Raw genomic sequence first — 12,804 nt, 5'->3', positions numbered from 1 at the left:
ATAAAAAAGCCCGGTATGCAATCCATACCGGGCTTTTTAGTTCCAAATTAAGTCTAGTGAGACTATAGCTGTAAAAAGCCTTTCACTTGCTGAACAACTGTCTCTGCTGTCTCTTTATCCGCCATTTCAGCAAAGATACGCAGCAGTGGCTCAGTGCCAGAGAAACGAGCGATCACCCAGCCACCGTTTTTGAAGTACACTTTGGCACCGTCGTCGTAGCTAACCTTGTCGATCTCATATTCAAACTCAGGTAATTGCTTTTCAACATAGATACGGTTGTACAGCGTTTCTTTCTGGGCAGGTTTAAAGGTACAGTCACCTTCTGCGGTATAGGCGTAATCATATTTACCGTAGATCTCATCAAGCAGCTCAGACAGCTTCTTACCTGTCACAGATAGCATCTCTACCAGTAGGCTTGAAGCAAACACCCCATCTTTACCTTTGATATGACCGCGAATCGTTAGGCCACCAGAACTCTCACCACCAATCAGTGAATCGTCTGCTTCCATCTGCGAGCTAATGTGTTTAAAGCCAACCGGCACCTCGAAAGATTTCTCGCCATGATCTTCAGCGATCTTGTCGAGAATATGCGTAGTGGCAATATTACGTACCACAGAACCTTTCCAGCCTTTGTACTCAAGTAGGTAGTAGTAAAGTAGCATTAGCACTTCATTTGGGTGAATGAAGTTACCTTTTTCATCGATGATCCCTAGACGGTCAGCGTCGCCATCAGTACCAATACCAATATCGTAGCCTTCAGCCGCGACGAGGTGTTTTAAGCGGTACAGTGTTGCTGCGCTTGGGGATGGCATTAAGCCACCAAAGTCTGGGTTCTTACCGTCGTTGATCACGTCAACATCACAACGACCATTGATCAGTACTGTCTGTAGTGCGTTTTTCGCTACACCAAACATTGGGTCGATCAGGACGCGCAAGTTAGCCTTTTTGATTGATTCGATATCAATGAAGTCAATGATCGAGTCAACAAACTCGTTCATTGGGTTAATCACTTCAACCAGCTTATCTTCAACCGCTTGTTCAAATTCGACCGATTTTACTTTAGCTAGCGTTAGTTGAGCGATTTGAGTTTCGATCTTTTCTGTGATGATCTCATCTGCGTCACGGCCACCTTCAATAAAAACCTTAATACCGTTGTAGTCGGCCGGGTTGTGGGAAGCGGTAATACAGGCAGAGTAGGCACAGCCCATCTCTTTGGCTTTGAACATCACGATAGGGGTTGGGACGAACTTATCAATAAAGCTGACTTTGATGGCATTTGCCGCGAGAACTTCTGTAAACCAGCGGCCAGCTTTATCTGACAAAAAACGGCGATCATAACCGACCACGAAGCCTTTATCTGCCACGTTTTCGTTGTTAATGATGTTAGCCAGTGCTTGGGCAACCAGTTGGACATTGTCTTTGGTAAACTCTTCGCCGATAAATGCGCGCCAGCCACCTGTTCCGAACTTAATCATGGTTTAATCCTTTAAGTAAACAAAGAGCCTCTGTGAAGAGGCTCTGCTGACAATTAACCTAATACAACAACTACGTCGTTGATACTGCCATCAGCTTGAACTGGAACAGCATTACCTGTGATAAGTTCACCGTTAACAGTGATTGATTTAACGCCTTTGCTCACTGAACTTGGGTTCTCAACCTTGATGTTGTAAGTCGCGCCTAGCCATTGACGAGTTACCTCGAAACCAGGCCAATCCGTTGGGATACATGGGTCAATCGTCAGACCATCGAAGCCTGTACGTACACCAAGAATAAAGTTGGTTACCGCAAAGTATGCCCAGCCAGATGTACCCGTTAGCCAAGGGTGGTTTGCACGACCATGGTCTTGGTGATCGCGACCCATGATGAACTGAACGTATGAGTATGGTTCTGCGATACGTTTTTCGATGATGTCATTTTGGTTGTATGGGTTAAGTGCATCGTAGAACTTCATTGCACGGTCACCACGACCAAGCTTCGCCTCAGCAACCCATGCCCATGGGTTAGGGTGTGAGAAGATCGCGCCGTTCTCTTTTACGCCTTGGTATACGCGAGTTACAAAACCAATATCATCGTTTGGTGTTGCAAATGATGGAGAGTTTAGGTGTAGGCCATATTCAGAGAATAGGTTCTCGTCTACTGCATCCATCGCTTTCTCGCCACGCTCTTGAGAAACTGCACCAGAAAGAACTGCTAGAGTGTTTGACTCTAGGTGTACACGACCTTCCGCTTGCTGCGCAGTACCGATCTTATCGCCATCTTTAGTCAGACCACGGATGTACCAGCCGCCTTCGTCATCCCAAAGGTGACTTTCACACGCTTCACGAACGTTCGCTGCCATTTCAGTGTACTTAGCGACATCTTGGTCTTTACCAAGGAACTTAGCTAGGTCGATAAACTCTTGTAGAGCCCAGAAATGTAGGAATGAAACCATTGATGATTCACCACCACCTAGGTTTAGACAGTCATTCCAGTCTGCGCGAAGACCTTTACAGATACCGGTTTGGCCTACGTACTCAGCTGAGAAATCTAGCGCTGCTTTCATATGTTCATAGACAGAGGCATCGCCGCCGTCTGCGTATGGAATGACTTCATCAAAGAAGCTGTGTTCGCCTGTTTCCATCACGTACTTACAGATCGTTGGAACTAACCATAGATGGTCATCAGAACAGGTGTCTTCAATACCGTGGATCTTGTCATCGTCAGATGGCGTAGGAACAACGGTTGGAGATTTAGAGGGTTCGACATCCGCTTTCTCTGGATCGAACCAGTCTGGATCAAATAGGTGTAGACCGTAACCCGCTTTCACCTGGCCACGTAGTAGGTCAACGATACGCTTGCGAGTCATTGCTGGGTTCGCATGAGGCACTGAGATTGCATCTTGCGCCGTATCGCGGTAGCCAAGACCAGTACGACCGCCGACTTCGATGAATGATGCAAAACGAGACCACACGACACAAGTTTCGGCTTGGTAAAGAGTCCAAGCATTGATCATGGTATCTAGACCTTCGTTTGGAGATTTCACTTGGAATTTCTCACAACGCTCGTTCCAGTGCTGCTTAATGCCAGCAAATGCAGCATCAACATTAGCAAGATCTTGGTACTTCTCGCGTAGGCGCTCACCATTGCCTTTACCGATACCTAGAATGTAAGCAAAGCGTACTTCTTCACCTGGCTGGATAGTGAACTGCTTGTGTAGTGAACCACAATGGTTGTAACAAGTTTGCGCTGTGTTTGAACACTTACCTTGCTCTACTGCGATCGGGTTTGCTTCATCGCGGTATAGACCTAAGAAGCTATCGCGCTGGCCGTCGTATGAGTCTGGGCTAAATGTTGAAGCTAGGTAGTAGAAACCTTCAAAGTCATTGGTGTTGTAGTAAAGGTCGTATTCGATCACGCCTTCACGGTACTCAGTCCCCGCAGAGTAAAGAGACATCTGATGGTTTTGGTTATCAGATTGAATGTGGCTAAATGAGAACTCTACAAATGAGAACGCACTGATTGTACGTGGCTTGTCGGACGTGTTCTTAATCACTACATCCCATACTTCTGCGTCTTCACCTTTAGGCACGAACAGTGTTTTCGTTGCCGAGATACCACTGTAGTCGCATTTGAATTTTGAGTAAGAAAGACCGTGACGAACTTCGTAGCTTGCCTCGTCTAAGCTCTTTGCAACTGGCTGCCAAGAGATTGACCAGTAATCACCAGTTTCATCATCACGTAGGTAGACATAGTGTCCAGGGCGGTCAAACGTTGCGTTCGGACGGAACTTAGTAACACGGTTATACTCTGGAGAGTTGTAGAAAGAGTAACCCCCAGCGTTGTGTGAGATAACGGTACAGAACTTTTCTGTGCCTAAGTAGTTAGTCCATGGCGCAGGGACGTCAGGGCGAGTAATGACGTATTCGCGATTGTCGTTATCGAAATAGCCGTATTTCATGTTAATTTCCTTTTTACCAAGCTACCAGTGGGGTAGCCAAAACTTTAAGCTAGTGAAAACTGCGAATGAACACCATTCGCTCAGTTGTTATTTCCACGGTTGGCGGTATTCAATCTCTTGTTTATCAAGTAGAGCTAAATGACTCTTCAACCGTGATAGATAATCTTCCCAATCCCGCGCTGGCTTTTCGGTCCAACAGGCTTCTGCCATGGCGGTCAATCTTGGGAAAATCATGTAATCCATGCGAGATTGGTTAGTGACAATCTCACTCCATAAGGCACATTGAATGCCTAAAATACGTTTACGAATTGGGTCATGTTCAGGAACCTGAGCCAGTGGTTCATAGCGATATGCGTTTTCTAACGGAATCACCGCGGCCCAATCGACCCCAGGCTCTTCCGGACTATAGTCTTGAGTCATATCTAGATACGTTGACTGACCTGGCTGCAAGATCACATCAAAGCCTTGTTTTGCACAGTTAAGTGCCGCTTCTTCGCTAAGCCATGAATAAATCACCGTATCTTTACTGACCTTGTCGCCATGTTGCGCTTCTTCCCAGCCGACCATACGCTTGCCCAGTGAACGAAGTTTTTTCTCTGCATAGCGAAGGAGGTGGCCCTGAAGCTCTTTGGCACTTTGGTAGCCTTCTTGCTTCATCAAGGCTTGGCAGGCCGGGCTTTCTAGCCAAACTCCATCAGGCACTTCATCTGCGCCGATATGAATCCAAGTAGAAGGGAATAATTCAGCCACTTCTTCCAATACTTTATCTAAGAACAGGTAAGTACCTGGTAGTGCTGGAGAGAGCACATTGTCGTTGTAGTGCTGAATACTGCGGTATTGAGAGCGATCTTCTAGATCCGCGAGTAGCTCAGGTAGTGATTTGATCGCTGCGCGGCAGTGGCCGGGGATATCGATCTCTGGGATGACGTTAATGCCTCGCTCTTCCGCATAGGCGATCACTTCTTTGATCTCTTCCTGGCTGTAATAGCCTCCGTACACATCCGCTAAATGACTGTATTGCGGTTCGAGTACTGTTTGAGTACCGCGGTAAGCGCCGATAGACGTCAGTTCTGGTAGTGATTTGATTTCAATGCGCCAACCTTCATCATCAGTAAGGTGCCAGTGAAAGGTATTAAATTTGTAGTGAGCCAGTTGGTTGATCAGTCGCTTAACCATCTCAAGTGAATGGAAGTGACGAGCACAGTCCAGCATCATGCCACGGTATTTAAAACGCGGGCGGTCGACGATTTTAAGATAAGGGATAGAGAGGTTGTTCTGCTCATCGACTTGAATTAATTGAATCAGAGTCGCGCTTGCATGGACAAAGCCTGAGCGAGAGCCTGACTCTAGTCGAGCCCCTGAGCTATTGACCGTTAATTGGTATTCCCCTTCATCTAGTGTTGGGTTGTTGCGATAAACAATATCACTTTGACCAATCGCAGGCGCTGTAAAACCATAAAGTTGCGTCAGCTCTTGTTGTAGCCAAGTTGCTGCTTTTTCAGCTAGCGATGTTTGCAGAGTGATCTGGCTTGAGTGAGTAAGGGGAAAGTGGCCATCTTGAACTTCGATGTGATTAGGCTTTGGAATCAAGGCTAACTCACTTGGTTTAGCCTGTGCGAGTTCGCTGCGTTCACGGAAAGGTGAGGCTAAAGCAATCGGGGTTAGGGTAACAGGGTATTTATTTTCGCCACCGTCAGCCAGAATCAGAGCATCTTTAAAGCCATCAGTGTAAAAACGCAGTGGTGCGGTATTAATGCTAAATTCGCAGTAGTAATGCTGGTTTGCGGCTAGGCAATCAACATCGGGTTGCACAGTGCAGAAACTACCAATTTGCACCACTTCACCGTGAGTAAAACTGTCAGGCAAAATAAAGCGATCAATGATGAATTGCAGGCGCCAGTCGGTTAAATCCTTGTCACTTAGGTTATGAATAGTCAGGCCGAAGCGGCAAAATTGTTTTTGCTCGGAAAGTACTGCAAGTTCAACGCGGTAGCTCATCGTTCTCGTCCTTAATACAAGTTATGTTCAGGCTTGCCTGCAAACATAAGTGCGCCTTCAATCGCATCAAACTGAGGTTCAACAACCCAAGCTTGTACGGGTGGAGATAACCACGCTTTGATTCGTTCAGCGATACTGCCCATCAAACAGATACGCGTTGCTCCTTTGTGGTTTAGTGCAACAAGAAACATTTCTATATCAGCAGCAGTTTGTTGCAGCATTTTGATCGCTAATGGATCACCTTGATGGGCATGTTGGAAGATCGCTGGTGAAAACTGACCGTAATCGCGTGGTAGAGCACTCTTAGACCACGCTACGATTTGGTCGACATCGTGGTTAAAGTGAGCCATTACATGTTGAGAAAGAGGTGTTTTCTCAATGATATCGTCTTGTGCGAGTAGAACTTGCTGGATTAGGTGAAGGCCCATCACCGCGCCGCCACCTTGATCGGAAATTGGGAACTCTCGGCCGCCGACAACGTGCTGAGTGCCACTGGCTAGGTAAATACCACACGAACCAGTGCCCGCAATCATGATCGCGCCATCGTCACCGTTATGTGCACCAACACATGCACCGTAAGCGTCGGTATTAAGAACCATAGAGGCAAATGGATGAGGCAGAGCCATAAATTGCTGCCAAGCCGACTTTTGCTCTGCACCTGCCAAAGCAAGGCCTACGTGCATGGAGCCAAAATCAGACTCGCTTAGGTCACCCTGTTTCGCCGCTTGAGTAATAGCGTCGACAATTGAAGCCATAGCGACATCGACACCTAATAAAATATTAGCGCTACCACTTTTAGCTTCACCGATAAACTCGCCATTTTCAGTGCGAATACGTGCGCGACAAGAAGTGCCACCGCCATCAATGCCTACATAATAAAGCGTCATGACTTGTCTCCTTGAGCAATGAAGTAAGTAGAGTGGTTAAGAATTGCCAGCAGATACCAAGCACCATGAGGGATCCATTGCTCGCCCCAGCGCCAGTTCTGCAGCATGTCATCTTTCTGTTTAGGCGGGTTAAAGGCGATATCTTCTTCATCCTCAAATCCACCAGTGATTCCGTTACAAACCCCGCCTTTGGCATTAAAGAAGCCTAGATCAGGTAAGTAATCTGGGTTGTTATGACCGTGACCATCAAGCATGCACATGTCGTAAGGATTCAAGCCTAAGATCCAGTTGAGGCAATCTTGCGAGAAAGTCATCAGTTGCTGTTTCAGCGACGGATCTTTTAGGTATGGCAAGGCAAAGAAAACCATGCTGCTCAAAGACCCTAAACGCGCATTTTCACCTTGCCACCAGTAACCAGTTTCGTTGTTGTGTGCGACGAAGAAGGCATCACGCTTATCACTATCAACCGCTTTCACATATTGGCGCGGGTAACCAAATGGGTTAGCGACGTGGGAAGTTATCGCCAGCTCAAATTGCAGCGCTTGAGTGACTGTGTTGAGAGCGGCAGCGTAAAGCGCCTCATCAGATTCAATCGCGAGGTATTCACATAGGGCTATGACAGGTAAGCCAGCTTCAGCCGCGTGATAGTATGGACGACTGCCATCACTATTGGCTGACCAGAAATGGTTAAACTGCTCATCGCTACGTTGGCGTTGCTGAAGTTTTTCACTCCATTGGCGAGATTCAGTTAAAAACTCAGCATTGTTAGTGCTTTTGTATAATTCGATGGCAGCGAGTAAAGCGCAGTACTCATCGATAATGTTCTCTTCACTGTCGTTTAAGTACTGATGGTTGTGCTCTTTTAAGTGCCAGTAACCGCGAGTTGCGGCATCTAAGTAATCACTAGACTGGTATTCACCATGTTCATCTTGGCGTGCTGCAGCGGCTAAAGCTGCAATTGCAACGCCACCGCCTTGTCGGTATGCCGCTTGATAATCTTCCGACTTAATGCCTTCTTGGGTCGCATAGGCACAGATTTCGCGTTGCTTGATGTCTTTCGACCATTTGTCGAATACCGTCATATAGAAGAAGCCTGCTTCATCTTGCATGCGGACTAAGAAGTCGGCACCGAAGAGTGCTTCTTCGGTCAGGCGAACTTTAGAAAATAGCGGGACGTTATCATTGTCGCTAATGAGCTCGGCACCTTTAAACATATTCCATACAACCATTGGAATTTGTTGCGGGTTAAGGTAGTTCGCGTAAGAAAGGTGGCTTAGGTATTTACTCACGTCACCTGAGGCATCATACCAACCGCCATGTACGTCAGCGGTTTTGTCTGAGCCAAGCAGTGGAGCTTGACGGTCTTGTTGGTCAAAACGGCCACCACAGCGCTGAGACTTAAAGTAATGTAGAACGTCAGAGAAGGTATTTTTCAATAGTAAGCCTTCAGCTACCTGAAAGATTTCAGAGCGTAAATTGTCGACTCTTAGGTAGTAACGTCCAACTTGTTCAAAGTGGGAGAATTCGATGCGAAAAAAATTCCCTTGGTGCCAGTTGGCGACCTTAGTACCCTTATTGATACTAAAAGACGCTACAGTTTGATGACTATCAGCACAGACTAACAGCGCAGTGGTAGAAGAAAGTCGTGGCTTACGCGTCATCAAAACGGCCTGCTTAGGCCCAAGGGCTTCATAACCAATATGGTTAGTAAGTAGCAGCATCAAAATCTCCGAAATTAATATGTTATAGGTCTAGTAGAAGCGCCAAGAGCCGGAGCTCTTGGCGTAGGTCATTAATTTTCGTATAGGTAACAACGGACAAAGTGGTTATCAGACAGTTGAGTGACTGCTGGTAATTGTTCACGACACTTGTCTGAAGCATGTTGGCAGCGTCCAGCAAATGGACAGCCTGCAGAAGCTGGAGTCCAAAGAGGGATTTCCCCTTTGTTGCCCTTCAGCTTTTCATGGATCGATTTGCTTGGATCCGGTACTGCGGAAACCAGCAGTTGGGTGTACGGGTGTTGAGGGTTATGAATGATCTCATCAGTGTCACCCCACTCCACCATATGACCCACATACATAACCGAAAGATCTTCAGCGATGTAACGTGCGGTTGCGATATCGTGCGTGATGTAAAGTAGAGACATCTGCTTTTCAAACTTCATCTCTTCCATCAGGTTTAAAACACCTGCACGGATTGATACATCAAGCATCGATGTCGGTTCATCGGCCAATACCACTTCTGCGCCAACAGCGATGTTGCGAGCAAGGTTGACACGCTGACGCTGACCACCAGATAGCTGGTGAGGGAACTTCTGCGCAGTCTCTTTTGGCGGGATCAAACCTACTTGTTCTAGTAGATCGTAAACGCGCTCTTCCTGCTCTTTTTTATTGCGTGGATCGACTTTCTTGTGGATCAGCAATGGACGCAAAATATGGTGAAAGATGTTATGAGTTGGGTTAAGAGAACCAAATGGGTCCTGCCATACCATCTGCACACCTTCACGGTAGTTCATGACATCAGAACGCGAGGTGATTTTTTGAATATCACGCCCTTTGTATTCGATTGCGCCAGACGTCGGTGCGTACATTTTGGCAATCATCTTCGCGGTGGTCGATTTACCTGAACCTGATTCACCTACTACAGCAAGGCCGCGGCTTTTATACATTTTGAAAGACACGTCATTAATTGCACGCATCATAGGTTGTTGTAAGGAATTACTATTGATTGGAAAATCCTTAATTAGGTTTTTTCCCTCGACTAGTAATTCACCAAATTCTTTGCTCATGATTGTCTCCAGTAATCTTTATTATTATTTCTCAATCGCTTTCTAGAGCTTCGCTTGAGCGATTGGCTCACCATATAGGTGGCAGTTTGAGAAACGATTTGGCTCAATTTGTCTTAGCTGGGTTGGGATGCGAGTACAAGCTTCATGAACGCGGTCACAGCGAGCTTGGAAACGGCAGCCTTGAGGTACCTCTAAAAGGTTTAGAGGGTTGCCAGGAATACCCGTTAGCTTAGTTTTAGGGCCTGTTAATGGAGGGAAAGAACTACCCAAACCTTTAGTGTATGGGTGGAAAGGACTTTCCAAGATCTCTTTCGATGGAGCGACTTCAATCAGTTCACCGGAGTACATGATGCCGATGCGGTCTGAGAATTCGACCATCAATGAAAGGTCGTGAGTAATGAATAGGATAGAGAAACCAAACTCTTCTTTTAGCGCATAAATCTTTTGTAGGATTTCGCGTTGTACAACCACATCTAGCGCGGTAGTTGGCTCATCCATGATGATCATTTTCGGGTTTAGCGCGAGTGCAATCGCAATCACTAGACGTTGACGCATACCACCAGAGAACTGGTGAGGGTAGTCATTCAGACGGCTAGGGTGAATATCAACGATTTCCAATAGACCTTCAGCGCGCTTACGAGCTTGCTCGCGAGTCATGTTGGTATGACGCATGATTACGTCGCAGAATTGGTCTTCCATTGTCAGTACTGGATTCAGCGCGTTCATCGCACTTTGGAACACCATAGACATCTCACTCCAGCGGAACGCCTGCATACGATCATCGCTGTATTTCAGAATATCTTCACCGTTGAAGATTACCTCGCCACCAGTAATAAATGCTGGCGGCTTGTGAAGGCGCATTAGTGAGAATGCGACGGTAGATTTACCACAGCCTGACTCGCCTGCTAGGCCGAAAACTTCGCCTGGTGCAATATCAAAGCTCACATTATTACAGGCACGGACGTCGCCCGCTTCTGTAATATAGTCAACGCATAAGTTGCGGATAGAAATGAGTGGTGCTGTCATGATTATTTATCTCCGCTCCAAAGTGCATTTTGAGGTGGTAGTTCTGGCTCACGCTCTTTTTGGTCTTGTGCTGCTAGCTTCTTCCAACGCTTCATACCTTTGTGTGAGCGAAGTTGTGGGTTAGCAATTTCATCAACTGCGAAGTTAAGGAGTGCTAGGCCAGTGACTAGAATGGTTAGTGCAATACAAGGTGCAACAACTTCCCACCATGCACCAATCAGCATTGCAGATGATGTTTGTACGTTGTACAGCATGATGCCCCAACTGATAGTGCTTGGATCGCCTAGACCTAGGAATGAAATAATAGACTCCATACCAATTGCGTACATTACTGAACCAATGAAGCTTGCGCCCACGATTGGGATTAGGTTCGGTAGAATCTCAACGAAGATGATTCGGAATGAAGACTCGCCTAATACTTCAGCGGCTTTTACGAACTCTTTCTCACGTAGCGCTAGAGTCTGAGAGCGTATTACCCTCGCACCCCAAGCCCAGGAGGTACAGCCAATGATGATGGCAATGGTTAGTGGGCCTGCTTCACCGATGAAAGCAGCAAGAACGAACAGCAGTGGATATTGCGGAATTACCAGCATGATGTTCATCGCAGCAGTGAGTACGTCATCGACGCGACCGCCGAAGTAACCCGCTGAAATACCGATGACTGTTGCTAAGAAACATACAGTTAGACCTGCACCAAAGCCGACACCTAGAGAGATACGCGCACCGTGTACTAGCTGTGACCAAATGTCACGGCCCATACGGCTTGTACCTAAAACGTGGTCCGCTTTCTTTGACATGATCATAGTGCGGCGGTCAGTTGCTAGGTTTTCAGCGATCCAACCGTCTGGGTTAGCTTGAGCCGATTTTACGATATAGCTTGGGTATTCATGTGGGTTACCCGTACGTTTATCTGGAGCATGCTTAGTGATAAGCGGCGCGGCAAGAGCCATAAAGATAAACAGTGAAACAATCACTAGGCCTGCACATGCGTATGCGTTGCCAAGAATAAGTTTGAATAGGTCTTTCATAATTATTTCCCTCCCTTACGAAGGCGAGGATCGAGAACAACGTAAAGCATGTCGGCGATAAGGTTAAACGACAGCATGAATAGCGTCATGATGATTAACTGGCCCTGAAGAACCTGGTAGTCACGAGCGTGGATTGCATTCAGTAGTACAGTACCAAGACCTGGGTAGTTGAAGATGATTTCGATAATTAGCTGACCACCGATTGCCATACCTAACGACATAGATAGAGCGGTAACACTTGGTAGTAATGCGTTACGAGCTGCGTAGTTGAAGACAACGCGGTTTTCACTTAGGCCCTTACCTTTCGCCATGGTGATGTAGTCTTCAGCCAGTAGGTTGATCATGTTATTACGCATGTTTACCAAGAAGCCGCCGATTTGGATAATAGACGCACAGAAAAGCGGCAATACGGCGTGATAAGCAACGTCTTTATAGAACTCCCAGCTTGTCCAATCGGGACTTACACCTGCTGTGTAGGCATAACCAGTAGGGAACCATTTTAAGCCGATAGCAAAGATAAAGAGCGCCATCATTGCGATTACAACCTGAGGTACGGCTTGGATAATCAGCATGCCTGGAGTCACGAATGCATCGTATTTACTGCCGCGTTTCCATGCTGCAAAAATACCTAGGATTGAACCTAGCGAGAAAGACAGAATTACCGCAGAGCCAGCTAAGAATAGAGACCAGCCAAAAGCGCCACCTAGTAGTTTATTTACTGAAAGCGGGTAGAACTGGATAGAAGTACCTAGCTCCCAGCTCAAAATGTTTTTCATGTAGGCAACATATTGTGTAAATAGACCGCCATCAACAAAGCCTAGTAGCTCTTTCATTGCGGCAATACGTTCCGGCGTTACCTGTACCGAAGCGTTAGCAAACATCATGGTGACCGGATCGCCCGGCATCGCACGAGGAATAATAAAGTTTAGTGTCGCAGCAACTAATAACGCGACAAAGTAAAACGACAAACGTCTTAAAAAATAACCCATAACTCACACCTTACTCACCCAGATTTTCCCTGTTTCTGGTTTCAGGTCGCTCCTAGCGAAAACTCAAATTTAGAGCGAATAATCCCCTGACGACAGGCGCCATATTGTAAATAACTCATAGAGTGGGGGATTGAGTGGCGCACAGGAAGTG

At 46.6% G+C, this 12,804-nt stretch carries 9 protein-coding genes; all 9 read right to left on the bottom strand.

Features of this window, described 5'->3' with window-relative positions:
• Nucleotides 1-62 precede the first annotated feature (62 nt).
• Nucleotides 63-1,475, bottom strand: coding sequence for a phosphoglucomutase/phosphomannomutase family protein (locus ACHUFZ_RS15555; protein WP_394127861.1), 1,413 nt, complete (start codon nt 1,473-1,475; stop codon nt 63-65).
• 53 nt (nt 1,476-1,528) lie between these two features.
• Nucleotides 1,529-3,937 carry a glycoside hydrolase family 94 protein gene (locus tag ACHUFZ_RS15550; protein WP_394127860.1) on the bottom strand — a complete coding sequence of 803 codons (2,409 nt, stop codon included), beginning with the start codon at nt 3,935-3,937 and terminating at the stop codon, nt 1,529-1,531.
• An 87-nt stretch (nt 3,938-4,024) separates the two neighbouring features.
• Entirely contained in the window at nt 4,025-5,935 is a 1,911-nt protein-coding gene (locus tag ACHUFZ_RS15545) for a beta-N-acetylhexosaminidase (protein WP_394127859.1), read from the bottom strand.
• 11 nt (nt 5,936-5,946) lie between these two features.
• Nucleotides 5,947-6,822, bottom strand: a complete 876-nt coding sequence (locus ACHUFZ_RS15540; protein WP_394127858.1) for a glucosamine kinase nucleotide-binding domain-containing protein — start codon at nt 6,820-6,822, stop codon at nt 5,947-5,949.
• Nucleotides 6,819-8,543: a glycoside hydrolase family 9 protein gene (locus ACHUFZ_RS15535; RefSeq protein WP_394127857.1), complete on the bottom strand. Its 1,725-nt coding sequence runs from the start codon at nt 8,541-8,543 to the stop codon at nt 6,819-6,821. The genes ACHUFZ_RS15540 and ACHUFZ_RS15535 overlap by 4 nt, the downstream gene beginning before the upstream one ends.
• Nucleotides 8,544-8,614: 71 nt before the next feature.
• Nucleotides 8,615-9,610, bottom strand: a complete 996-nt coding sequence (locus ACHUFZ_RS15530) for an ABC transporter ATP-binding protein (RefSeq protein ID WP_134836028.1) — start codon at nt 9,608-9,610, stop codon at nt 8,615-8,617.
• A gap of 42 nt (nt 9,611-9,652) precedes the next feature.
• On the bottom strand, nt 9,653-10,636 hold the full coding sequence (locus ACHUFZ_RS15525; RefSeq protein WP_134836027.1) for an ABC transporter ATP-binding protein: 984 nt from the start codon (nt 10,634-10,636) through the stop codon (nt 9,653-9,655).
• A 2-nt stretch (nt 10,637-10,638) separates the two neighbouring features.
• Nucleotides 10,639-11,664 carry an ABC transporter permease gene (locus ACHUFZ_RS15520; RefSeq protein WP_394127856.1) on the bottom strand — a complete coding sequence of 342 codons (1,026 nt, stop codon included), beginning with the start codon at nt 11,662-11,664 and terminating at the stop codon, nt 10,639-10,641.
• Nucleotides 11,665-11,666: 2 nt separating this feature from the next.
• Nucleotides 11,667-12,653: an ABC transporter permease gene (locus tag ACHUFZ_RS15515; protein ID WP_394127855.1), complete on the bottom strand. Its 987-nt coding sequence runs from the start codon at nt 12,651-12,653 to the stop codon at nt 11,667-11,669.
• Nucleotides 12,654-12,804 lie beyond the last annotated feature (151 nt).

The organism is Vibrio hepatarius, assembly GCF_043642085.1.
GTDB classification, from domain to species: Bacteria; Pseudomonadota; Gammaproteobacteria; order Enterobacterales; family Vibrionaceae; genus Vibrio; species Vibrio hepatarius_C.
This window is presented reverse-complemented; position numbering and strand designations above follow the sequence as displayed.

What these genes read in the sequence shown, in the direction of transcription:
- ACHUFZ_RS15520 (WP_394127856.1), bottom strand. Translation starts at nt 11,664, where the DNA reads ATGAAAGACCTATTCAAACTTATTCTTGGCAACGCATACGCATGTGCA.
- ACHUFZ_RS15525 (WP_134836027.1), bottom strand. Translation starts at nt 10,636, where the DNA reads ATGACAGCACCACTCATTTCTATCCGCAACTTATGCGTTGACTATATT.
- ACHUFZ_RS15545 (WP_394127859.1), bottom strand. Translation starts at nt 5,935, where the DNA reads ATGAGCTACCGCGTTGAACTTGCAGTACTTTCCGAGCAAAAACAATTT.
- ACHUFZ_RS15540 (WP_394127858.1), bottom strand. Translation starts at nt 6,822, where the DNA reads ATGACGCTTTATTATGTAGGCATTGATGGCGGTGGCACTTCTTGTCGC.
- ACHUFZ_RS15535 (WP_394127857.1), bottom strand. Translation starts at nt 8,543, where the DNA reads ATGCTGCTACTTACTAACCATATTGGTTATGAAGCCCTTGGGCCTAAG.
- ACHUFZ_RS15515 (WP_394127855.1), bottom strand. Translation starts at nt 12,653, where the DNA reads ATGGGTTATTTTTTAAGACGTTTGTCGTTTTACTTTGTCGCGTTATTA.
- ACHUFZ_RS15550 (WP_394127860.1), bottom strand. Translation starts at nt 3,937, where the DNA reads ATGAAATACGGCTATTTCGATAACGACAATCGCGAATACGTCATTACT.
- ACHUFZ_RS15530 (WP_134836028.1), bottom strand. Translation starts at nt 9,610, where the DNA reads ATGAGCAAAGAATTTGGTGAATTACTAGTCGAGGGAAAAAACCTAATT.
- ACHUFZ_RS15555 (WP_394127861.1), bottom strand. Translation starts at nt 1,475, where the DNA reads ATGATTAAGTTCGGAACAGGTGGCTGGCGCGCATTTATCGGCGAAGAG.